This window comes from Paraburkholderia sp. MM5496-R1, assembly GCF_050436205.1.
Taxonomy (GTDB): Bacteria; Pseudomonadota; Gammaproteobacteria; order Burkholderiales; family Burkholderiaceae; genus Paraburkholderia; species Paraburkholderia tuberum.
Genome location: NZ_JBNDLT010000003.1, coordinates 2,025,524 through 2,048,309, shown reverse-complemented (window position 1 = coordinate 2,048,309; position 22,786 = coordinate 2,025,524). Strand labels below are relative to the sequence as shown.

Genomic DNA, 22,786 nt, shown 5'->3' with positions numbered 1-22,786 from the left:
GTTCGCAAATCGCAAATAAGTTGAACAAAGTTCGAAAAGTGCCGATAACATGTCCAGCCGGACTCCTCCCGGCGGACCCAATATGCAGAGTTCATATAATTTCTGGCTCGTCGCGATTTCGTTCGCGGTCGCGACCCTCGCGTCGTACACCGCGCTCGATCTGACGGGCCGCATCTTCCTGCTCGGCTCGACGCGCCGGCGGCATGCATGGCGGCTCGGCGGCGCGTTCGCGCTCGGTGTCGGCATCTGGTCGATGCACTTCGTCGCGATGCTCGCGTTCTCGCTGCCTATCCCGCTCGGCTACGACCCGGCGACGACCGCCTGCTCGCTGGCCCTCGCGATCGGCGCTTCGTATCTGGCGCTCTCGCTGACGACCCAGCAGCGCCTGACGCCGGTCCGGCTGCTGATGGGCGGCGTGGCGATGGGGATCGCTATCGCCGGCATGCATTACACCGGGATGGCGGCGCTGCGCATGGCGCCCGCGATCCACTACCAGCCGGCATGGTTCGCGACCTCGATCGCGATCGCGATCGGCGCGTCGAGCGCCGCGCTGTGGATGGCGCGCGCGCTCAGCAACGAAGACGAGCGCCATATCGCACGCAAACGTCTCGCCGCGGCGCTGGTGATGGGCGTCGCGATCAGCGGCATGCACTACACCGGCATGGCCGCCGCCGACTTCGCGCCGGGCGCGATCTGTGGCGCGGCCAACGACATGAATGCGCAATGGCTCGCCACCTCGGTGGTCCTGCTCACGTTCGCGGTGCTGATCGTCACGCTGATGCTGTCGCGCTTCGACGTGCGCACCACCTTCCTGCTCGGCGCGGTGTCGCGGCTGAACGGCCAGATCGTGCGGCTCGCGACGCTCGACGCGCTGACGGGCCTGCCGAACCGCGCGACGCTGACCGAGCGGATCGAACGCGCGATCAGCGGCGCGCGCCGCCAGCGTACGTCGTTCGCGGTGCTGTTCATGGATCTCGACGGCTTCAAGACGATCAACGATTCGCTCGGTCACTCGGCTGGCGACGCGGTGCTGTCCGCATTCGCGCAACGCCTGCAGCAATGCGTGCGTTCGAGCGACACCGTCGCGCGGCTCGGCGGCGACGAATTCGTCGTGCTCACGGAACATCTTACGTGCGGCGACGACGCGGCCGCGCTCGCCGACGGCGTGCTTCACCGGATGCGCCAGGGCACGTGGAGCGACGAACAACCGCTGCAGGTGATGCCGAGCATCGGCATTGCGCTCTATCCGCGCGATGGCGACAGCGTCGAGACGCTGCTCCAGCACGCGGACGCCGCGATGTACGAAGCGAAGCGCGCCGGCCGCGGCACCTACCGCTTCTTCGAGCGCAGCATGAACGAGGCCGCCACGCGCACGCTGCGGATCCAGCAAGTGCTGCACGACGCCTTCGCGAATGATCGTTTCTCGCTGCTGTTCCAGCCGAAGTTTCAGCGCGGCGGCGACGCGCTCGCGGGCGCCGAGGCGCTGATCCGCCTGCACGATCCGGAGATGGGCGCGCTGATGCCGGCCGAGTTCATCCCGGTCGCCGAGCGCTCCGGGCAGATCGTGCAGATCGGCTACTGGGTCGTGCGTGAAACCTGCCGGCGCATTCGCGGCTGGATCGAACAGGGCCTGCCGGCGATGAAGGTGGCGATCAACCTGTCGCCGCGTCAGCTGTTGCAACCGGACCTCGTCGAGACGATCCTCGACATCGTCAGGAGCGAGGACGTCGCGTGCGAGCAGATCATGTTCGAGATCACCGAGACCGTAGCGATGCAGGATGCCGCGCGCACCGTCGAAGTAATCCGCGCGTTTCAGGCGAGCGGCTTCGACATCTCGATCGACGACTTCGGCACCGGCTATTCGAGCCTCGCGTATCTGCAGCGCTTCCAGGTGAAGCAGTTGAAGATCGATCGCTTCTTCATCAACGGTCTCGACGCGAACGGCGCCGCGGGCAGCGCAATCGTGTCGGCGATCATCGCGCTCGCGCACTCGCTCGAAATGGACGTGGTCGCCGAGGGCGTCGAAACCCGATCGCAGCTCGACAAGCTGTGCTCGATGATGTGCGACGAAGTGCAGGGCTACCTGCTCGGCAAGCCGATCAACGCCGACGACTTCGGCGCAATGCTCCGCGGCAGAACGATGGCCGCAAGCGGCGTCTCTATCTGAGCAGCGTCTCCCCCAACGCCGCGAGCCGTTCGGTCAACGCCTCGCTCGCACGCGTCATCGGCAAACGCAATTCGTTGCGCACCCATCCCCTCGCCGCGAGCAGCGCCTTCACCGGCGCGGGATTCGGTTCCGCGAACGCGAGTTGGATCTGCGGCACGAGCGCGTGAAAAATGCGTCGTCCTTCGTCGAGCTTGCCCTGCGTCAACGCGCGATAAAGCGCGACGAAACGCTCGGGCCGCCAATGCGCCGACGCCGCGATCGCCCCGCTTCCACCCGCGCACACCGTCGAGAAGAGCTCGAGGTCGTTGCCCGCGAGCACTTGCAGACGGCCGTCGCGAATCAGCGCGAGCGTCGTGTCGAGCGAACCGGCGCAATCCTTGATCGCCTGAATTCGCGGATGCACGCTCGCGTCCGCGAGCGCGCTGAAATGCGCGACGATGCCGTCCTGCGAGGGCCGACGAACCCTCGCGAAGGAAAACGCTTGACTTCTACGCGCCGGAAACTAATATACGCACCGCGTACATCAACGCGTTTTGCTGCCTTACTCCCGCCGACCCCACTTTTGCGACAGGTGCCCTCATGAGCGTTCCGCAACAAGCCTTCCTACGCGATGCGATGCGTCGCCTGAACATGACGCGCGATACGTTCGCTAACCGCATCGGCGTGTCGCGCCGGGCGCTGGATACGTGGCTGCTGCCGGACGACTCGCAGGAATCGCGGGCGATGCCGGAAATCGTCGAGCGTTTCGTGTCGGAGATCGTCGCGAACACGGAGCCGGGCGAAGGATATACGCAAAGCGTAGACTCGCAATCACTCGCAAGCCAGATTCTGTTCGAGGGCAAGTCGCAGCTGCTGTCGGTCGATCAGTTTTCGCGCGACTCGGTCGAGGCGCTCTTTCGCGTCGCCGACATCATGCAGCCGATCGCCCGGCGCCGCAAAATCTCGCGCGTGCTCGAAGGCGCGGTGCTCGGCAATCTGTTCTTCGAGGCGAGCACGCGTACCCGTGTGAGCTTCGGCGCGGCGTTCTGCCGGCTCGGCGGCTCGGTGTGCGACACGACCGGCTTCACGTTTTCGTCGATGGCGAAGGGAGAATCGATCTACGACACGAGCCGGGTGATGAGCGGCTATGTCGACGCGCTGGTGATCCGCCATCCGGAGCAAGGCTCGGTGGCCGAATTCGCGCGCGCGACCAACGTGCCGGTGATCAACGGCGGCGACGGTCCCGGCGAGCATCCAAGCCAGGCGCTGCTCGATCTCTACACGATCCAGCGCGAGTTCTCGCGGCTCGGCAAGATCGTCGACGGCGCGCACATCGCGCTGGTCGGCGACCTCAAGTACGGACGTACCGTGCATTCGCTCGTGAAGCTGCTGGCGCTCTATCGCGGCATCAAGTTCACGCTGATTTCGCCGCCGATGCTCGAATTGCCGGGCTATATCATCGAGCAGATTTCGCGCAACGCTCACGTGATCGAACAGACGCACGACCTGCGCACTGGCTTGCGCGGCGCCGACGTCGTATACGCGACGCGCATCCAGAAGGAGCGCTTCACCGACGAATCGTTCGAAGGCTACACGCCCGACTTCCAGATCAACCAGGCGCTCGTCGATAGCGTGTGCGGCGCCGAAACGCTGATCATGCACCCGCTGCCGCGCGACAGCCGGCCCGACGCGAACGATTTGAGCACCGACCTCAATCACGATTCGCGGCTCGCGATTTTCCGGCAGACCGACAACGGCATTCCGGTGCGGATGGCGATTTTCGCGGTGCTGCTCGGTGTCGACAAACAGGTCCAGCATTCGATGCGCGATGCCGCGTGGCGCCCGCCGGTCTACCTGGGACCGGACGACGCGGTGTTTCACGGAATCGATTGACGCGGATAGCCGTCCGCCGTCAGGCCGCGGCCGCGGCCCGCGCGTCACGCATTTCGCGCGCCGCCTGCCTGAACGTGCCGGCAAAGAACAGCACCTGATATTTGACCGCGTTCGACCAGTACTTCCACGTATGGCCGCCGGGCCGCTCGGCGTAATCGTGCGGCACGCCGAGTTCGACGAGCCGCTCGTGCAGCAGCCGGTTCGACTGCACGAGCGAGTCGTTCACGCCGCAATCGATCGTCAGCGCGATATGGTCGCGGCCGAAATCCTCCGCACTCGCGACGATCGCCTTGCGGTTCCAGAAGTCCGCATATTGCATCGGGTCGCCGAACACCCGCTCGATGCCGGGCTCGTCCTCGCTCCCGCGCGGGTCCACCGCACCGCTGATGCTGCCCGCCGCGCCGAAAGCGTCGGGCCGGTCGAGCGCAATGCGTAGCGCGCCGAAGCCGCCCATGCTCAAGCCCGTGATAGCGCGCGCCTGCTTCGTCGCGATCGTGCGGAAATGGCTGTCGATATAGGCCACTACTTCCGTACCCACGTAGGTTTCGTAGCGGCTGCGCGGATCGACGGGGCTATCGATGTACCAGCTGTCGCGGCCGCCGTCGGGCATCACGAGGATCACCTGATAGCGGTCGGCGAGCTTGCCGATATGCGAATTCGCGGTCCAGTCCGTGTAATCGCCGCCCGAGCCATGTAGCACGTAGACGACCGGAAAGCGCGCGGCCTGGTTGCCACGCACGTATCGATCGGGCAGCACGACGGTTGCGTCGAACGTACGATGCATCGCCGCGCTCGGAATCGTGACGACGCGCGACTGGAACGCCCACGCCGGCGATGCGATCAGCATCAGAATGAGCCAGAACGTATAGACTGGATTCATGGTGAGTCGCCCCTTGCGCTTGCTTCCGGCTGCTTACGTTCGTCAGGCATCCGAAGAAGAGCGCCCCAGCATGCCTCGGCCTATGTCCGCGAACGACTGTAGCAATGGCGACTTACAACCAAATTTCAGCGAAACATACGATCCAGTCAGGCTTCGGTCGCTTCATCGGCTTCAGTTGCCCTCTCTGCGCCCGCATCTTCAACGTGCGCGGCAAACCCCACCCGCCCCGGCGCCAGATCGTCCCGCAATGTGAGCGCCGGAATCTCATACGCGCCGCCGTTCTGCGGCAGGAACGCGATCGGCGCGGCCGTCTACAGCGTGTCGAGCCGTCGCCCGAGCGCCTCGCTGACCTCGGCATACTTCGCATCGTCGACGCGGCTCGTGCGATAGACGACGAACGGCGGCAATACCTCGAAGCCGGGGTAATACAGCACACCGTGCTGGATCGGGAACAGCACGTCGTCGATCGGACCGTTGATGCCGCGTGCGCTGTAGTGCGACTCCCAGTCGCCCGTCGTGACGATCAGCATCGCGCGCTTGCCCGCGAAACGGCCCTCGCCATAACGCTCGCCCCAGCGCGCATCGGAATGCTCGCCGACGTCATACGCGAGACCGTACGCATAGACGCTGAAGTGGGCCGATGCGGTGATCCTGCAGTTTCCGCTGTGGTGCTCACGCGCGATGTCCTCGCTCTGCAGGCCGTTCTCGAACGCATGCTTCGATTCGAGCGACGCGACGAAGCGCTCGCCGCTGTGACGCTCGCTGGTGTCGTGTGCGTCTAGCGACGCTTTCCGGTTCATCGCGTACAGATCGGACACCTGCACCGTATGGCCGGCGCGTTCGAGATGGCGGACAGTGAAGTCCTTCAGCGAACCGTTCAACGATTTCGGTTCGGGATGCGCATAGATGATGAGAACGTTCATGATGGGACCTTCGTGGCTGAAAACAGTCACGATAGGCATCGCCGAGGTATATTGGAAATGAATTCCCAATATGTCAGGTATTGCCGTGGTTAATCTCAGAAGACTCGACCTGCACCTGCTGGTCACGCTCGTGTTTGCCCACAAAAAAAAAGAGGTTGGTCAGTAAAAAGTGTGGGTGGACGGAGGCTCGGGGAGCTTGCCAAGTGCATGATAGAGCGCGATTTCCGTGGCTCTGAAGGTTCGGAAGCCGTACGCTTTTCTCATGGTGACTTTGGCTTTGTTGTTCAACCCCTCGATGACGCCGCTGGAGAACTGTTTTCGTGCACGGAAGTAGTTGAGGATCAGCTCCCGGTGTGTGCGCACCGTCCGGGCGAACTTCTTCATCGGCTCGATACGTGAGCGCATTACCTGAGTGCACCACTGGTCGAGGAATGTGCCGGCGCACACGGGCGAGATGTAATCCCAGAGTTGCTGGAACTCTTCTTTGAGCAGATAGGCTCGCACGCTGCGCAGGTTGTACTGAAGCAAGTCACGCAGACGAACGCGTTGCTTGCCGGTGAGATTCTCGCGCCGCTTGAGCAGGCACCAGCGGGATTTCTTGAGCACCGGCTCGTAGCCGTCGCGAGTCATGCGCCGGGCCTCGTCGGCACGAACTTCGTCGATGGCCTTGTTCATCCTGGCGACGATGTGAAAGCGGTCGAGGATATTCAGAGCGTTCGGGCAATGACGCGCGGTCATCTCCAGGTAGGGTTGCCACATGTCCGAGCACACGAATTCGACCTTCTCACATAGCGGCTTTCCGATCATGGCAAAGAACTTCGCGAAACTCTCTTTCGTGCGCTCTTGTCCGACCCAGAGCAGTCGCGTATAGCCGGCCTCGATCTGGTAGACGAGCGTGAGGTATTGGTGTCCGCGGCCATACTGGATCTCGTCCACGCCGAAAGCGCGGATCGTGCCGAGCTCGCGATGGCTCAGCCCCCAGTCGACGACCCATTCCACTGCGTTGAAGACCTTCTCCCAACTGGTTCGGAAGCTCTGTGCTGTTTCTTTCCAGGACAGCTTACGCGCCCATTGCGCCAGGAAGATCATGTAAGCGCGGGTGAGCGTGTGCTTGCCGTTGGCCCACGGCAGCGCTTCGACCTTCACGCCACAGGCACGACAATCGACGCGTCGCATGGTATAGAGCAGAAACACGGCAAAGCCCCAGACGGGGATAAACTCGAAGCGGCGCTGTGTGAGCGAGTCGTAACCCCGCGCAGGCCGGTTACAGCATGAGCAAATCGGCTTCGAACCCTTGCGCGGCCGAACGTCGATCTCGATGGATTGAGTTGTCTCGCACAGCCGCGCCCCTTCATATACAAAGCCGGGAAAATGATGACAGGCGTTAAGCAGACGGGTCAGCAACATGGTTAGCAAGCCCAGAACCGGCAAGGACAAAGCCGCCATTGTCCCCGAACAGCAAGCGCTTGCGCAGTACGTCCCTGATCTGCATAACTGGCCTGCGTCGTGGCGAGTCGACGACGAAGATATTCCGACTGGACAGGCAATCGTGGCAATACTCACACCTTTCCTTGAGCATCTCCTAACCTTGGGATACGCACGCAGCACATTGCTTCGGCACCGCGATCACATTTGGATGCTCGGCGGCGAAATAATCCGACGCTGCCATGAAGATACCGATCTCCTTACTCTCCCCGTGGCAACCCTCCTGGACAAACTCATCGAGGAAGACGGCGGCCCCCTCATCTGGCCAGCTATCTCCGAGCCCGCACAAAATTCCTTTGATGCAACGTGTCGCAAGCTCTATCAGTATCTGAATCGAGCTTCACTTGGCTAGCCGCGCACACTAATTCACCCACAGATTCCGCCGACTATCCAAAAAAGAAAACAATAAAGATGAAAAAACCGTTGCCGACGCGACTCAATAAAGAACGAAAAATGCAAGCAAAACGAAAGATGTAGAGCCTCCGATTTACGGGCACAACCCAGCTAAAGGCGTTATCGGCAGGTGGATGTCAGTGCGGCAACCCGCTCCGAATGCTCGAATTGCGCCTCTCCCGGCATACCCCCCCCCCCCCGCGCCGACCGAAGGACCAAATCCGATCCACCGTTGCGGGTCGCGCGCCGACTGATCCGGTCGCCACGTCGGCCAAAGCTGACGCTCGCCCGTTTGACGGCGAAGGCTGCAGGTCGCTTCGCTGCCGTTCGCAGGCAGATGTTGGCGAGCGGACACTTCTCGCGTTCAGCAAATGACAGTCCCAAACCCGCCTTAGTCGCCCGCAATTACGCCGACAGACGTCTCTTCCTTTAACACGCTGCTGAAGAAAACGGCTACTACTGGATCATTGACGACACCGGCTTTCCAAAGAAGGGACGTCATTCGGTCGGGGTGGCACGTCAGTACTTTAGGCAACTTGGAAAGTCAGCAGGACAACTGCCAGGTTGCAGTGAGCCTGTCGATCGCGACGCAACGCGGCAGCCTGCCGATTGCCTGGCAGCTGTATGTCCCAGCGGGCATTCCCGACGATCTGGCCTTCGAGACCAAGCCTCAGATTGCGCTGGCCCAGCTTCGCGAGGCTATGGCATCCGGCGTTGCACCGGGCATTGTGCTGGCCGATGCCGGGTATGGCGACGAAACCGCTTTCCGGGAAGGCGTAACGGAACTGGGTTTGTTGTACGCGCTAGGGATCCGGCCGGGCACCTCTGTGTGGGCACCAGGTACGGCGCCGCTTCCGCCCAAGCCCTGGAGCGGGCGCGGCAAGCCACCGACATTGTTGCGCCGTGCGCCCGGCTACGAGCCGATCGCCGTGAAGGAACTGGCCATGCAATTACCCGTAAGCGCCTGGCAATCCGTAACCTGGCGCGAAGGCAGCAACGCGCCACTTTCCTCGCGCTTTGCCGCCGTATGGGTTCGTCCCGCACATCGCGACTATTGGCGACGCACCGTTCGCGACGAAGAGTGGCTGCTTATTGAATGGCCTGATGGCGAACCGGAGCCGCTCAAATACTTTCTCACTACCGCGCCCGAGGAGGCGACACTTGAGCAGCTTGTGTTCGTGACCAAAATGCGCTGGCGCATCGAGCGCGACTATCAGGACCTGAAACAGGAGTTCGGGCTCGGTCATTATGAAGGGCGAGGCTGGCGTGGCTTTCACCACCACGCCACACTGAGTCTCGCTGCGTATGGGTTTCTGATGGCTCAGCGACTCCGAATGCAATCAGATGGACGCGATAAAAAAACTTCCTTGAACGCGCGCTGTCTGCCCTTCCCCCGGATTACATCCCCCGGGGCAGTCCAGCGCGCTCAACGCCACGTTCCTGATTCCATTACTACGTTGCGCATCCTGCTTGGACTAAGGATCATGCAACGATGGCTCTCTTCCTGTATGGCAATAGAGCGCGCAACTAATTATCTGACACAGTAAGATTAGGGAATCGTCATAGCGCCGTCGCAGTTATGACCATGGTTGCACCCTTCGCTATGTCATTGATCCGGTCTTGAGCACCGGCAATACGTTGATCTGCGTAGTCGTAGTCATTGGATTCGCCTCTTGCTGGTTCAACCGGCCGCAATCATGCGTACCGTAGCGCCACGATCAACAACGACGCGCGAATCATTCCAAGCGCCGCAGCGTGTCGTGCCGGGTCAGGCGCGCTCCAGCGCAGCGAGCTTCTTCCGACCACGGCATGCAGACCCGGAAAGACGCGGGCTTCCAACCGGGAATCTTCCGGTTTCCTCCATGCTCACCCGTGCATGGCATTACCGGAAGTCAGCAGATCCAACGAGATAATCACCGCTCCCGGAACGCTTCACGAGCCTTGAAAATCGGCTTCAGAATGTAGTCAAGAATGGTTTTCTCACCGGTACGGATGTCGACCGTCGCGATCATCCCGGGCAGAATCGGTAAGCTTTTTCCGCCTGCATGCAACTCACTGGAGTCTGTCAGCACAAGCACGCGGTAATACGTCGCATCGGGCCGGCCCGATGCGGCCTTCTGGTCGTCCTTGAGCGTGTCGGGGCTGATGTGCTGAACCGTGCCTTTCAAGCCTCCATAAATTCCGTAGTCGTAAGCCGTAATCTTTACGGTGGACGGTTGATTAGGATGCAGGAATGCGACGTCCGAAGGCTTGATGCGTGCCTCGACGAGCAATTGATCTTCCAGCGGGACAATTTCCATGATGTGCTCGCCCGGCTGGATGACCCCGCCAATCGTGTTGAAGCGTATATTCTTCACCGTGCCGTACACCGGTGCAATCACAGTCGTACGCTGTAGAACATCCGCACGACCCACTACGGTTTCGCTGGTTTGCGCCAGTTCGAGTTCCAGCTTCGTGAGTTCCGAGTTTGCGTCGGCCTGAAATCTGTTGCGACGCTCGACGATCTGTGAGCGCAGCTCGTTTGCCTGCCGGCGCATGCGGAGCAGTTCGACTTCAGAAACAAGACCTTTGGCCGCCAGCGGCTCGGCCAGGCCAATTTCCTTGCTCGACAGCGAGTAGCTCTTTTCCAACGCGGCCACGCTATCGTTCAGTGCACGACGTCGCGCGTTGTAAGCAAGCGTCTCCTGCTTCACGACCGTAGGCACGGCTTTCACGTCGTCAGGAAACGTCAGCGGCTGCTCGTACGCCTCGGCACGCAAACGCGCAATCGTCGCCTTCAGTCCTACTGACTTGGACCACGCTTCGCGATAGCTCGTCTCGGCTCGCGTCGGATCGATCTTTGCCAGCACTTGTCCCTTCTTGACAATATCGCCTTCACGTACGTCCAGTTGTTCGAGAATGCCGCCCTCAAGACTCTGGATGACCTGTTCGCGGCTCTTCGAAATGATGGTCCCCTCGCCGTGCGTTATCTCCTCCACGCGCGCAAAGTACGCCCAGGTCAGACCGCCGGCCAGGACCGTGAGAATGACGTAAAGCATGATCATTGAGCCCGGCGTCGACTGCGTCAGCAGCGATTCCCGGATGTCGCTCATGAAAGCAGCGTCGCCTTTGGTGAGCTTAGCCTTTTTCTTGCCTCGTTTGAAAATATTGAAGTTCATTGCGATTGCTCCGTGTTCGGTGCGCCTGCCTGCGTATTACCCGCTTGCGCAGCAGCTGCCGGTACCGTCTCTTTGGCGCTCATGATCCTGATCTTCGCGGCAACGGCCTGAGGCGCCACGGGCGTATTTGTTGCGGCCGCGACGCCGGGCGAGGTGCCCGGTCGCGCGCGCTTCGGCGTTCCATCCACCGCTGCCGGTTCGCTCTTGCCTGACAGCATCGCGAGGATCTTGTCCTTCGGACCATCGGCCACGACCTTGCCTTCTTCGACTACGACAATCCGGTCAACCAGGGCCAGCAAGGATGGGCGATGGGTCACCACAACGATCGCCTGCCCCGCAGTTGCACGCGCGAGATGTTCAAGGAAGAGCGCCTCGGTTTGGGCGTCCATTGCGCTCGTCGGCTCATCGAGCAACAGGAGCTCCGGCCGGGCAAGGAGGCTGCGGGCCAGCGACACCAGCTGACGCTGGCCACCGGAGATGCCCGCACCACCTTCTCCGATTGGGAGGTTGATACCCCGTGGGTGGCGGCTAGCGACATGATCAAGCCCTGTCAAACGTATCACGCGTAGAAACTCGTCGGCGCTCGCTTCAGGCCGTCCGATCATCACGTTTTCGCGCAGACTGCCGTGAAAAAGACGCGCATCCTGGCCCACGTACCCCACAGCTTTGCGCCAGTCGGCGAGGTCAATCTGCTCAACGTCCAGACCGTCCGTGAACATCTGCCCTCCGACCGGCGCGTAAAGACGCGCCATCACACGCAGAAGGGTCGATTTACCGCTCCCAATGCGGCCCAGGATAGCAACCCGCTCGCCGGACTGGATGCTCAAATTGACGTCCTTCAGAACCGGCGGATTCGGTTGCATCTCCTGTGTGGGATACGAGAAGCAGACGTCCTTCAGGGTGATTTGCCCCGAGAGCGAAGGCTTCGGCAGATACGTGCGCGATGAATCGCGATCGACAGGCATCGCCATCAAGCTATTCAACGAATGTAGCGCGGCCTTTGCCTGCTGGAAGCGCAAGGCGAGTCCCATCACCTGGCTCAGCGGCGCAGTAATCCGGCCAGCCAGCATCACCGTACCGATCAGTGCGCCTTGCGTGAGCTCGCCTGCGTCGATCAGGTAGACGCCGAACACGACCAGCACCACGGTCTGCAACTGCTGCAACAAGGTAATGAAGCTCGTCGCCTTGCTGGAAATCTGACGCGACTTCATCGAAGAAGATGCCGCCATCGCGCTGAAAGACTCCCAGCGCTTTTGCATATGCCCTTCGCCACCCACCGCCTTGAGTGTTTCCAGACCTTCAACCGATTCGATCAGCACGCCCTGCTTGAGCGACGCTTCCTTGAGGTTCTCTTTCATGATCCGCGCGAGCGGCCATTGCACCAACAGACTCACACCGATGATCAACGGGATCATCAGCAACGGCACCCAGCCGAGCGAACCGCCGACCGCGAATACCACGCCTACAAAGACGAGCACGAATGGCAGATCGGAAATTGCAGAGAGCGTGGCAGAGGTTGCGAAGTCGCGCACCGACTCGAACTCGCGCAACTGGTTGGCGAATGACCCTGCCGACGACGGTTTGTGCTCCATGCGGATGGAGAGCGCCTGGCGGAACAAAAGCGTGCCCATGACCAGGTCGGCTTTCTTGCCGGCGACGTCGAGTAAATGGCTACGTACATGGCGCGAAATCGCTTCGAACAGCATCGCAATTCCAACCCCGATCGCGAGCGACCAGAGGGTGACGTAGGCCTGGTTCGGGACCACGCGGTCATACACGTTCATCGTAAAAAAGACGCTGGCAAGGCCGAGCACATTGATCAGCAATGCACCGAGCGCAGCACTCGCGTAGTAGCGTCGATAACGCCATAGCGTGCCCAGCAACCAGTGGCCGGCCGGTTCGACGCTATCCCCTTCGCGCAGCTCGACTTTGGCCGTCGGCTTGACAAGAATGGCGTAGCCCGAATAGATTTCGTCCATTTCCTCTTGGGTGTACTCCACGGGCTCGGGACCAATTTCCGGCACCATCACCTGATATAGAACGCGGCTTTTGGCTTCCTTGTCCGGATTCGCACGCCGACCCAGCAGCACGCAGCCACCCGTGCGGCGATGCAGCAAGATGACCGGCAGCACGTGCTCCGGCAGCAGTTGCAGACGACGCTCCACCAAGCCCGCCGTGAGGCCCGCGTTTGACAGGGAGTCGAGCGCCAGTGACGGCGAAAGCATGCCGCTCTTCGGCAGCCCCGCGGTGAGCGCCTGCGCCGTCTTGCCGCAACCGTAGCGCTCGCAGATCCACATCACGGAACCGAGGAGGCCGTCCTCGTTGGTGAGGGGCGCGGCAGCCTGTACGTCAGGAAAATCGTTTCGAGTCATGATCGTAACCGGTTAGATTGAAGTATGTGGTGCGACACCTGAACCGCAATCCAGACTCAGAAAACAATGAAGCAATGCTCGTCGTTTAAAGGATCGATTCGGCTAATTCGGGTGACCTGATGAACGAAACATGAGATTTCGTACTGGCTCCAATTGTCCGGATATCGGTGACCCCGCGAAATCAGACAGCCGCGACAACATAGTGAGACTGGTACGAATTTGTAGTTCGCAGTCTTTCACGAGCACTGATTTCCGCGCGCGATTGTTTGACCGGATAGGGCCGCTAGTATCAACGGTGGCCAACCCACTATTCGCCTGTTAATCTTGTCTCGTTACTAGTAACATGAAGTTAAAGTCCGACGTTTGTCGATTTAAATTCGTCTCAGTGCGGTGAAACATGAAAAGGCACCGATTTAAGGTTAGAAACCTGACAGACAGGCTGACCAGCCCCAGGAAAACGGTCCCGCTTTCTCATAGTCGAATTGCTTATGCGGGCGCGTTGTAATGCAAGGCATTGTGCCCGGAGATAAAGGACGCCCCAAATGGAGAATGCCGCCATCCAGGTCATGTTTGCCGACGATCACCCTGCGATCGTTGCCGGACTGATTTACATGCTTGAAGAACACCGTACCATCAAGACAGTGGGCACCTGCACAAACTCGACCGAGCTCATCGCGGAACTCGGCACGCAGCCATGCGATGTACTGGTGTGCGATTACTCCATGCCGGGCGGCAATTACGGTGACGGCATTACGCTGTTTTCATTTTTGCGGCGCCGATACCCGGCCATGCGCATTGTCGTGCTGACGATGATCGACAACCCAGGTATCATCCGCTCGCTGCTCAAGCTCGGCATTCAGTGCATTCTGAGCAAGGCCGACCCGATGGAACATCTGGTCGCCGCGATTCACGGCGCATATGCGGACGCACGTTATTTCTCTCCAACCATTTCAAAGATTGTCTGGCAACTCAACGTGGATACGCCTGCCTCCGGCAGTCGAGCGCTTACTGCACGCGAATCCGAAGTGGTCCGACTCTTCGTGTCGGGACGGTCGGTCAACGAAATCGCAGCGCAACTCAAGCGCAGTAAACAAACCATCAGTTCGCAGAAAGCCAGCGCAATGCGCAAGCTAGGCGTGGGAAACGACATCGAGCTGATCAGGTGTTCGATTGACACGGCGCCTACCTTCGTACCGGAAGATGGTGCCCATGATGCGTCCGATCCGACGCAGCCACGCGACGGCAAACCCTGACGACGAGATGAGAGCGGCGACGAGGGCCTTTAAGTGCATACGCGACCGAGGGTAGCATCGCAACAAAAAACACTAAAAGCGCAAAAGCGATGAGTTTGGACGCGTGTGATGCGAAGACTGATCCGGTCAGATCTCCGACTGCGACCCATCGGTCGCCACACCGAGCCCGGCTTCGTATGCAAAGTGAAACAGGTCGGCGTCCCGTTCAATCCCGAGCTTTCGCATCGCGCGGGTCTTTTGGGCACTGATTGTCTGCTTCGTGCGATGTAGTCGATCGGCGATTTCATTCACAGACATACCTGACACGAACAGCCGGATGACTTCCGTTTCGCGCATGCTCAGCGTTTGGGTGCGTTCGTTCCGACCAGGAGAGGAATCCGGAATAGCGTCTTTCAGGCTTCGCGAGGTAGAAAGAAAGTAGGTGGCGCCCGCATAGACAGCGTGAATCGCGGAGATCAAATGGCTCGTGTCATGAGCTTTACTTAACACCGAATGCACGCCACGCTTTGACATTTCACGCGTAATGGCAGGGTTTTCGATAGTCGTGAAGACTACGATCTTGAGCGCCGGGTAGGTTCGTCGCAAGAATGCCAGCAACGTCAAGCCGTCCCCGTACTCTCCACCGGGCATCGCGTAATCGGTAATGAGGACATCGCAAGGGGCGCTGTTCAGCACCTTGATGAGCTCGCCGGAGTCTCCTGCCGTGCCTGTAATTTCCAGCGTAGGTACAGCGGAAAGTTCGTGCTTGATACCGGAAAGGAGTGCCGGATGATCGTCGGCCAGCACGACACGGATTTTCATTTTGCTCATGCAAAGCTCCGCGGAAATGGGATGAACCGGGCCGCGACGGCAAGCTCAATGTACCCGAATCTGACTTATCCGAGAATACCCTCTGGAAAACTGGAAAGCAAAAAAAGTGGGACAAATTCGACTGACTGGAGAATTTATGGCTTTCCCTCGTATGTGTCGGATTTCCGAGGGCTGGCCGCCTGGAACCGGGAGCCGGGCCATTGTCGACGTTGTCAGGTAGCTGAGGTCGTCGCGAAGAGGGTCAGATGAAGAAATCAAAATCGCCGCTTCACGGTCACCGCTTGTCCGCTGGCGTCATCAGCACGCCGTGCGTTGGTATTTTCTCTTTCAGTTGAGCTTGCACGTCATCGAGGATGCTCTTCGAGCGCAGCGTGGTCGTGACGTACGAGACGATCCGAGGCTGGCGCGACAGATTCCGTGCAGGCTTTGATGCCGCTTGAAAGCGGCCCGACGCGAGACAGATAGCACCCGGCATCTCGATGCGATGTTTTTGACGCTGCGCACCGAGCCTTCCCGGGGGTGTCCGGAACTTTGTGTAAACGGGTTGAGGTTTAACCCGGCACCAGCCGCTCTTCGAACTGGATCGTGAAGCGGTTCAGTGCGGCCTTCCAGTCGCGGGTCGGCATCGTCCACTTCTTGCTGATGTTGTTCAGGGCCAGGTAAAACAGCTTGGTGACGGCCTCATCGGTCGGGAACGAGCTGCGGGTCTTGATCACCTTGCGCAGGCTCATGTTGATCGATTCTATGGCGTTCGTAGTGTCCCCCAAGGGGACTTCCTCCGGGGCGTAAATCACCTTTCTGAGCTCCGGTGGGTAATCGAAGAACGGAATCACCCGTGCCCAGTTGCGTCGCCAGCTCTGCCCGATGGACGGATAGTCCTTGTCCCACCTGGCCTCGAACGCGCCCAGCATCTGTTCGGCCATCTCGACGGTCGATGAAGTGTAAATCGTCTTCAGGTCGGCGGCGACTTCCCGCTGCATTTTCCACGGTACGAAGTTCAGGCTGTTGCGCACCATATGCACGATGCACAGTTGCACGGCCGCTTTTGGGTAGACCGCTTCAATAGCTTCAGGAAAGCCTTTGAGCCCGTCGACGCAGGCGATAAAGATGTCCTGCACGCCGCGCGTCTTGAGCTCAGTGATCTTGTCGTCGAAGCCCGTCTAGCGCGTCTGATGGCGCTCCACCAGCTTCGGCTCGAACGCCCCCTGACGGTCGCGCGGGATATTGAGCGGCAACTCGCCAAACTCCCCCTCCAGCGTCTTGGCGCTATGACCATTACGGGTGTTGCCCGTGGCATTGGTCACCGTTTCGCTCTTGCCATGGCCCAGGTGCTCGGACATCTACGTCTCTAACGCACGCTCCACCAGCATCTTGGTAAGCTGCTTGAGCAGGCCGTTCTCGCCTATCAGGTCTTCCGGCTTCTGGTAATTCGCCAGCAGGCTGTCTGCCACCTTGACGAGCTCAGGATCGGGTTTCTCTCTTTTATTGCGTTTCGCTACGGTCATTGATGCTCCTGTTGCTGGCAGTCTCCTGCCAAATGACCGTTTACACAAAACTTTTTACACCCTCCCGGGCCCCGAACAGTCATCAACCCACGCGTAAACGTGGGCGCCGCATGCGAGGCTTATTTGACAAACCGCCTCAGCATGCGCTGGCACTGGATCGTCACGTTGATAACCCATCCCGTGGACGTCCTTTCACCAGAATCAGATTTCTCAACCGACCTCAGGACACTCGGATTCTGATACCTCCGCAAGAATTTCACGCAGTGTTTTCGTGTCGGTCAGAACATCGGTGCGCAAACGGGCGCCAAGAGTCTCAATCATTTTCTGCGCCACCTGAACACCATCCTTCGATATCGTTATTTCCAGCCGGGCGCATTGATCTGCCAGGGCGTCATGCCCAAACACCGCTAACGCGCCTCGCAGCGAATGCAACTCAGCCAGCAACCGGGTTGCATCCCCGTCATTGTGTGGCCGCACGGATCACCGTCAGCGATGCCTCACACGACTTCCGGAACGTTTCACGCGTCTGTTCCGGGACGGCTCGCCCCCCCAGCATGCCGTCGCGCCTGGGCTCGCTTCCATCCGCTTCTATCACCACGCGTGGCACGCCAGTCACTTCCGACAGAACCGCCGACAACTCATCCAGTTGTAGCGGCTTGGTCACCACGCGTGCCATGCCGGTCGCCTCGCACCACGTTCGCACCTCCAGCGTTGCGCTCGCCGTGGCCGCCACAATCGGCATCTCCGGCCAGTGCACCTGTGCTTCGCGTGCCAGCGCGTAGCCGTCCAGTACCGGCATCGACAGATCCGTCAGTAGCACATCAAAGCGTTCCCGCGATAGCCAGTCCAGTGCGTGCTGCCCATCTTCTGCCGCCCGCGTCTCGCAGCCCAGCATCCTCAACTGCTCCTCGAACAGTTGACGGTTCACCGCGTTGTCCTCCGCGATCAGCACTTTCAACCGGCGCGACGACAGCACCTGCTGCGTCTCATCGCACGCCTGGAGCGCCTCGCCTTGCAAGGTGTACCGCAACGCCGCCACAAGCCCCTTCAGGCTGTAGCTCGAGACCCTGACTACCGGCTCTACCGCTACCGGATATGCCGGACCTTCCGTACTACTGTCGATCACCCACGACGACTCCGCTAACAAACCGCTTTCATCATCCGCGTGCCAGGTGTCACGCTCGCCGCAGAGGATCAGCGCGTCCGCCTCGTTCAGCATCGCCGGGTGAAGTTGCGCCGGATGCCGGTATGCCTGCACCTGCAGCCCCCACGCCTCCAGCGCTGCCACTGCATACGTGTGCCAGGCGTCCGCCGCAGCCACGAACAGTATCCGCTCTCCCGCGAAACGCGGCATGTCCGACTCGCCTTCGCTCTCGCCCAGCGGCACCCGCGCCGTAAAGCAGCTGCCCTGACCTGGCTCGCTGCGCACGGCGATCGTACCGCCCATCGCGTCGATCAGCCGCGCGCACAACGCGAGGCCAAGACCCGTGCCGCCAAAGCGACGGTTGATCGTTGCATCCGTCTGGCTGAACGCCTGGAACAGAAGCGCCTGCTGTTCCGACGACATTCCGATCCCGCTGTCTTCCACCTCGATCGTCAACATCGCGTCCTGATCGTCCACGCCCGCCTCTACCGACAACCGCAGCGTCACCTCCCCATACGCCGTAAACTTGATGGCATTCGCCAGCAGGTTGTTCATCACCTGGCCAAGCCGAGTGGGATCACCCTGCATCGGCAGCACCGGCGACGTTCCGAACACGCCCGACAGCCTCACGCCCTTTGCGCGCGCCAGCGGTCCGAACATCAACAGCGCCCGAGACGCGACCTCCTGCGCGTCGAATGCGATCCGCTCCAGTCTCATCTCGCCGGCCTCGCTCCTCGAGAAGTCCAGCACATCACTGACGACCTCAAGCAGTCCGTCCGCCGAGGCCCGGATCGTCGTCAGACGGTCGCGCTGCAACGCATCCAGTTGCGAGCGCGACAGCAGTTCCAGATTTCCCATGATTGCATTCAGCGGCGTGCGGATCTCATGGCTCATCGCCGCAAGGAACGCCGATTTCGCCGCGTTGGCGGAGTCGGCCGCCTGCTTCGCGTCACGTAGCTGCCGCTCCAGACGCTTTCCCGCCGTGATGTCCGTGAACGCCGTCACAAGCACGTCCTGTCCCTGGTAGCGCGCCGGCACAACGCTCACCGAGAGGTCCATCGCCCCGCCGTCGCGCGTAGGGAGCGTCAGTTCCTCGTGCAGCATGCCGTTCGCCCCCGTTGCCCCGCCGCGCTCCCGGTGACGTCGAACCAATTCCGCCGACAGCGTCTCGGTCGGCACGACTACCCGCGCCGCAGCGTCAATCATCGTCGGGCTGCGCAATAGCGCCTTTCCGCTCTCCACTGCGATCAGCCCCAGCCCCACTGGCGCCGTTTCGACCAGCATGCGGCTCAGGTGCTCACTCTCGAACACCCGTCGCGATCGCTCAATTGCCGGCCGGAAAACGCGTTGCTTGAGATAGATCAGAAACCCCCATACGACGGCAAGCGTCGCAAGCGTAAGCACAGCACCGATACCGATCTGTTTGCCGATGCCCGCAACAACGTCGCGCCACGTAAATACATAGACAAGCACCCAGCCCGTATCGCCAAGACGATCCGCAATCGTGAATACGCCGTCCCGCCAGGTTTCGCGTTGCATGCTGCCGGTCGCTCCCGCGACACCTAACGCCCGAACGCGATCAATCAATGCAGGGGCCTGCTCATTCCAGGCTGTGCTCGCTACTATTTCTCCTTTCTCTGACACGACCATATACGTGCCATCGAACCCGCCAACGGTCAGAGGTGCTGTCAAGATCTCCGGGTCGTATTCCGTCACGAGGATCGCAAACGGTGATCCGTCTGAGAACACCGGCGCGGCGATGCGAATCGCCATTTTTCCCGTCAAGGGACTGATAGCAGGCAGCATCCAGGATACGGGCCGACGATTATCGGGTTGCTCGCCCGCATGGATGCCGGCCAGACCATCCAGCCCATCCCCCAGATCCGCAATCAAATGCGCACGGCCGGCAGACGTCCCGGCCATCGCTGCCTGGTGGGGCAAGGGCGCAGACAGAATTCCGGCAATATTGTGCTGCGCACCATAGAAATAGCGGCTCGCCTGCTGGCCCCGCACCAATGAATTTACTGCGCTGACACGACCGAGTTGTGCAGTGAGACCAAGGTAGCGACGGCGTTCATCGTGGGTCAGGGATTTACCTGGCATGTCGAACAACAACGGCGGTTGTGCCGTGGACGTGGGCAATGGCACGAATGCGTACCCCTGACTGCGAAATCGCGTGATTAGCTCAAGATCGACCTGATCCGCGTCCTGCCACGCCAGCTCCGCGCTGACTAGCGCGGAGCGGAACAATGCTTCGCTCGAGTTGACTTCGCTCATGACGAGGTTGCGATCGACGAGGAAGTTCTGCCGCTCGGCTGCAACCTGCCCGCGTACCACCGACAACGCCGCGAGCGTGAAAGCGAAAATCATCATGATCGTGGTCACCAATCCACCACCGAACACCAGCAGCTTCTTGTAGCGCTGCAACTGGTTCAAGGCATCATTCTGTGGAGCGGAGGACATGGCGGCACCGGTTCGTTCTGGAGACTGTCGATGCACCTTTGACAATCACACTGACGTAGCGCACCGAACCAAAACGATTATCGCGGCGCGAGAGCGGATCCGATCAGCCGCCCCCACAAATCAGACCCATGCGATGCGAAAGCAAATAATAATCAGACCCGTCAACGTGCCGGCGTGCGCACTGAGTGTGAGTAAAGGCTTCGCGAGTAGGTTCGGACGAGTCAGTACTCGCGAACATTTTTGCCAACAGTAGTTCTTCACCCCTGCCTCACTCATCTCTGTGCAGACTGTATTGAGCGCAATGAAGATCCCGCATCGTGCTCGCTGACGATCATTCCGCGGTGCTTTTTCGGCATTAAGCAATAACTGGCTGTAGTCCTCCCACTACACGTTTTAGGCACGGCGAAGGACTCAGGCGAACCAGGCAAGTCGCTAAACGCTTCCTCTTGCGACATCCTCGTCACGGCATACGCGATGCCATGGGGATAGTACGGTGACGGCTTGAGGTTTTTGGATCGTCGGCGGAATCTGTGGGTGAATTAGTGTGCGCGGCTAGCCAAGTGAAGCTCGATTCAGATACTGATAGAGCTTGCGACACGTTGCATCAAAGGAATTTTGTGCGGGCTCGGAGATAGCTGGCCAGATGAGGGGGCCGCCGTCTTCCTCGATGAGTTTGTCCAGGAGGGTTGCCACGGGGAGAGTAAGGAGATCGGTATCTTCATGGCAGCGTCGGATTATTTCGCCGCCGAGCATCCAAATGTGATCGCGGTGCCGAAGCAATGTGCTGCGTGCGTATCCCAAGGTTAGGAGATGCTCAAGGAAAGGTGTGAGTATTGCCACGATTGCCTGTCCAGTCGGAATATCTTCGTCGTCGACTCGCCACGACGCAGGCCAGTTATGCAGATCAGGGACGTACTGCGCAAGCGCTTGCTGTTCGGGGACAATGGCGGCTTTGTCCTTGCCGGTTCTGGGCTTGCTAACCATGTTGCTGACCCGTCTGCTTAACGCCTGTCATCATTTTCCCGGCTTTGTATATGAAGGGGCGCGGCTGTGCGAGACAACTCAATCCATCGAGATCGACGTTCGGCCGCGCAAGGGTTCGAAGCCGATTTGCTCATGCTGTAACCGGCCTGCGCGGGGTTACGACTCGCTCACACAGCGCCGCTTCGAGTTTATCCCCGTCTGGGGCTTTGCCGTGTTTCTGCTCTATACCATGCGACGCGTCGATTGTCGTGCCTGTGGCGTGAAGGTCGAAGCGCTGCCGTGGGCCAACGGCAAGCACACGCTCACCCGCGCTTACATGATCTTCCTGGCGCAATGGGCGCGTAAGCTGTCCTGGAAAGAAACAGCACAGAGCTTCCGAACCAGTTGGGAGAAGGTCTTCAACGCAGTGGAATGGGTCGTCGACTGGGGGCTGAGCCATCGCGAGCTCGGCACGATCCGCGCTTTCGGCGTGGACGAGATCCAGTATGGCCGCGGACACCAATACCTCACGCTCGTCTACCAGATCGAGGCCGGCTATACGCGACTGCTCTGGGTCGGACAAGAGCGCACGAAAGAGAGTTTCGCGAAGTTCTTTGCCATGATCGGAAAGCCGCTATGTGAGAAGGTCGAATTCGTGTGCTCGGACATGTGGCAACCCTACCTGGAGATGACCGCGCGTCATTGCCCGAACGCTCTGAATATCCTCGACCGCTTTCACATCGTCGCCAGGATGAACAAGGCCATCGACGAAGTTCGTGCCGACGAGGCCCGGCGCATGACTCGCGACGGCTACGAGCCGGTGCTCAAGAAATCCCGCTGGTGCCTGCTCAAGCGGCGCGAGAATCTCACCGGCAAGCAACGCGTTCGTCTGCGTGACTTGCTTCAGTACAACCTGCGCAGCGTGCGAGCCTATCTGCTCAAAGAAGAGTTCCAGCAACTCTGGGATTACATCTCGCCCGTGTGCGCCGGCACATTCCTCGACCAGTGGTGCACTCAGGTAATGCGCTCACGTATCGAGCCGATGAAGAAGTTCGCCCGGACGGTGCGCACACACCGGGAGCTGATCCTCAACTACTTCCGTGCACGAAAACAGTTCTCCAGCGGCGTCATCGAGGGGTTGAACAACAAAGCCAAAGTCACCATGAGAAAAGCGTACGGCTTCCGAACCTTCAGAGCCACGGAAATCGCGCTCTATCATGCACTTGGCAAGCTCCCCGAGCCTCCATCCACCCACACTTTTTACTGACCAACCAGGTTTTTAGCCTTCCTGCTGCGAAAGTATCCTGCACTCAGTTCAGAATCGTGGTCTTTACGACATTCGAAAATGCCGCCTCACCCGTGCAGGTATCTTCACGTTGCTGACATGTTGACGGGATC

The 22,786-nt window shown here is 60.2% G+C and carries 14 protein-coding genes and 4 pseudogenes; 7 read left to right on the top strand and 11 right to left on the bottom strand.

Features of this window, described 5'->3' with window-relative positions:
* The first annotated feature begins 82 nt into the window (after nt 1-82).
* Nucleotides 83-2,167, top strand: a complete 2,085-nt coding sequence (locus tag OKW38_RS35620) for a putative bifunctional diguanylate cyclase/phosphodiesterase (protein ID WP_429365231.1) — start codon at nt 83-85, stop codon at nt 2,165-2,167.
* Here the strand turns inward: OKW38_RS35620 and OKW38_RS35615 are convergent.
* A pseudogene (locus OKW38_RS35615) lies at nt 2,160-2,624 on the bottom strand (dihydrodipicolinate synthase family protein); the annotation flags it as partial. The gene OKW38_RS35620 and the pseudogene OKW38_RS35615 sit on opposite strands and share 8 nt — an antisense overlap.
* A 122-nt stretch (nt 2,625-2,746) precedes the next feature.
* On the opposite strand from OKW38_RS35615, the gene OKW38_RS35610 reads away from it, so the two are divergent.
* The gene (locus tag OKW38_RS35610) at nt 2,747-4,039 is read left to right on the top strand and encodes an aspartate carbamoyltransferase (protein ID WP_429365230.1); all 1,293 of its coding nucleotides are present in this window, start codon (nt 2,747-2,749) and stop codon (nt 4,037-4,039) included.
* Between the two features lie 19 nt (nt 4,040-4,058).
* Here OKW38_RS35610 and OKW38_RS35605 read toward each other — a convergent pair whose 3' ends face one another.
* The 3 genes from OKW38_RS35605 to OKW38_RS35595 form a co-directional block, all read right to left on the bottom strand.
* Nucleotides 4,059-4,919, bottom strand: a complete 861-nt coding sequence (locus tag OKW38_RS35605; protein WP_429365229.1) for an alpha/beta hydrolase — start codon at nt 4,917-4,919, stop codon at nt 4,059-4,061.
* Between the two features lie 311 nt (nt 4,920-5,230).
* Nucleotides 5,231-5,842 carry an NAD(P)H-dependent oxidoreductase gene (locus OKW38_RS35600; protein WP_429365228.1) on the bottom strand — a complete coding sequence of 204 codons (612 nt, stop codon included), beginning with the start codon at nt 5,840-5,842 and terminating at the stop codon, nt 5,231-5,233.
* A gap of 159 nt (nt 5,843-6,001) precedes the next feature.
* A complete protein-coding gene (locus tag OKW38_RS35595) occupies nt 6,002-7,249 on the bottom strand; it encodes an ISL3 family transposase (RefSeq protein ID WP_090804787.1) in 1,248 nt (415 codons plus the stop codon).
* Between OKW38_RS35595 and OKW38_RS35590 the strand changes: the two genes are divergently transcribed.
* Both OKW38_RS35590 and OKW38_RS35585 read left to right on the top strand, forming a co-directional pair.
* Entirely contained in the window at nt 7,248-7,679 is a 432-nt protein-coding gene (locus OKW38_RS35590; protein ID WP_090804785.1) for a hypothetical protein, read from the top strand. The genes OKW38_RS35595 and OKW38_RS35590 overlap by 2 nt on opposite strands.
* A gap of 504 nt (nt 7,680-8,183) precedes the next feature.
* Nucleotides 8,184-9,267: pseudogene (locus tag OKW38_RS35585) on the top strand (IS701 family transposase).
* A 366-nt stretch (nt 9,268-9,633) separates the two neighbouring features.
* On the opposite strand, the gene OKW38_RS35580 reads toward OKW38_RS35585, so the two are convergent.
* Nucleotides 9,634-10,878 (bottom strand): HlyD family type I secretion periplasmic adaptor subunit, encoded by a 1,245-nt coding sequence (locus tag OKW38_RS35580; protein WP_429365227.1) that lies wholly within the window; start codon nt 10,876-10,878, stop codon nt 9,634-9,636.
* Nucleotides 10,875-13,250, bottom strand: coding sequence for a type I secretion system permease/ATPase (locus OKW38_RS35575; protein WP_429365226.1), 2,376 nt, complete (start codon nt 13,248-13,250; stop codon nt 10,875-10,877). The genes OKW38_RS35580 and OKW38_RS35575 overlap by 4 nt, the downstream gene beginning before the upstream one ends.
* Before the next feature lie 542 nt (nt 13,251-13,792).
* Here OKW38_RS35575 and OKW38_RS35570 point away from each other — a divergent pair.
* Nucleotides 13,793-14,503, top strand: coding sequence for a response regulator transcription factor (locus tag OKW38_RS35570; protein ID WP_090809611.1), 711 nt, complete (start codon nt 13,793-13,795; stop codon nt 14,501-14,503).
* A 126-nt stretch (nt 14,504-14,629) separates the two neighbouring features.
* Here the strand turns inward: OKW38_RS35570 and OKW38_RS35565 are convergent, their stop codons facing one another.
* Entirely contained in the window at nt 14,630-15,313 is a 684-nt protein-coding gene (locus tag OKW38_RS35565; protein WP_090809609.1) for a response regulator transcription factor, read from the bottom strand.
* Nucleotides 15,314-15,558: 245 nt separating this feature from the next.
* Here OKW38_RS35565 and OKW38_RS35560 point away from each other — a divergent pair.
* A pseudogene (locus OKW38_RS35560) lies at nt 15,559-15,824 on the top strand (IS6 family transposase); the annotation flags it as partial.
* Between the two features lie 40 nt (nt 15,825-15,864).
* Here OKW38_RS35560 and OKW38_RS35555 read toward each other — a convergent pair.
* The 4 genes and pseudogenes from OKW38_RS35555 to OKW38_RS35540 all read right to left on the bottom strand — a co-directional run bounded on the left by OKW38_RS35555 (nt 15,865) and on the right by OKW38_RS35540 (nt 21,409).
* Nucleotides 15,865-16,818 (bottom strand): annotated as a pseudogene (locus tag OKW38_RS35555) (IS256 family transposase).
* A 210-nt stretch (nt 16,819-17,028) separates the two neighbouring features.
* Nucleotides 17,029-17,295: an Hpt domain-containing protein gene (locus OKW38_RS35550; RefSeq protein ID WP_429365225.1), complete on the bottom strand. Its 267-nt coding sequence runs from the start codon at nt 17,293-17,295 to the stop codon at nt 17,029-17,031.
* Entirely contained in the window at nt 17,279-20,425 is a 3,147-nt protein-coding gene (locus tag OKW38_RS35545; protein ID WP_429365224.1) for an ATP-binding protein, read from the bottom strand. Before OKW38_RS35545 ends, OKW38_RS35550 begins: the two co-directional genes overlap by 17 nt.
* A 552-nt stretch (nt 20,426-20,977) precedes the next feature.
* Nucleotides 20,978-21,409, bottom strand: coding sequence for a hypothetical protein (locus tag OKW38_RS35540; RefSeq protein ID WP_090804785.1), 432 nt, complete (start codon nt 21,407-21,409; stop codon nt 20,978-20,980).
* On the opposite strand from OKW38_RS35540, the gene OKW38_RS35535 reads away from it, so the two are divergent.
* Nucleotides 21,408-22,655, top strand: a complete 1,248-nt coding sequence (locus tag OKW38_RS35535) for an ISL3 family transposase (protein WP_090804787.1) — start codon at nt 21,408-21,410, stop codon at nt 22,653-22,655. The genes OKW38_RS35540 and OKW38_RS35535 overlap by 2 nt on opposite strands.
* Nucleotides 22,656-22,786: the final 131 nt, after the last annotated feature.

Coding starts and splice junctions, on each gene's coding strand:
- OKW38_RS35540 (WP_090804785.1), bottom strand. CDS start 21,409: ATGGTTAGCAAGCCCAGAACCGGCAAGGACAAAGCCGCCATTGTCCCC.
- OKW38_RS35535 (WP_090804787.1), top strand. CDS start 21,408: ATGTTGCTGACCCGTCTGCTTAACGCCTGTCATCATTTTCCCGGCTTT.
- OKW38_RS35605 (WP_429365229.1), bottom strand. CDS start 4,919: ATGAATCCAGTCTATACGTTCTGGCTCATTCTGATGCTGATCGCATCG.
- OKW38_RS35575 (WP_429365226.1), bottom strand. CDS start 13,250: ATGACTCGAAACGATTTTCCTGACGTACAGGCTGCCGCGCCCCTCACC.
- OKW38_RS35590 (WP_090804785.1), top strand. CDS start 7,248: ATGGTTAGCAAGCCCAGAACCGGCAAGGACAAAGCCGCCATTGTCCCC.
- OKW38_RS35600 (WP_429365228.1), bottom strand. CDS start 5,842: ATGAACGTTCTCATCATCTATGCGCATCCCGAACCGAAATCGTTGAAC.
- OKW38_RS35610 (WP_429365230.1), top strand. CDS start 2,747: ATGAGCGTTCCGCAACAAGCCTTCCTACGCGATGCGATGCGTCGCCTG.
- OKW38_RS35595 (WP_090804787.1), bottom strand. CDS start 7,249: ATGTTGCTGACCCGTCTGCTTAACGCCTGTCATCATTTTCCCGGCTTT.
- OKW38_RS35580 (WP_429365227.1), bottom strand. CDS start 10,878: ATGAACTTCAATATTTTCAAACGAGGCAAGAAAAAGGCTAAGCTCACC.
- OKW38_RS35620 (WP_429365231.1), top strand. CDS start 83: ATGCAGAGTTCATATAATTTCTGGCTCGTCGCGATTTCGTTCGCGGTC.
- OKW38_RS35570 (WP_090809611.1), top strand. CDS start 13,793: ATGGAGAATGCCGCCATCCAGGTCATGTTTGCCGACGATCACCCTGCG.
- OKW38_RS35545 (WP_429365224.1), bottom strand. CDS start 20,425: ATGTCCTCCGCTCCACAGAATGATGCCTTGAACCAGTTGCAGCGCTAC.
- OKW38_RS35565 (WP_090809609.1), bottom strand. CDS start 15,313: ATGAGCAAAATGAAAATCCGTGTCGTGCTGGCCGACGATCATCCGGCA.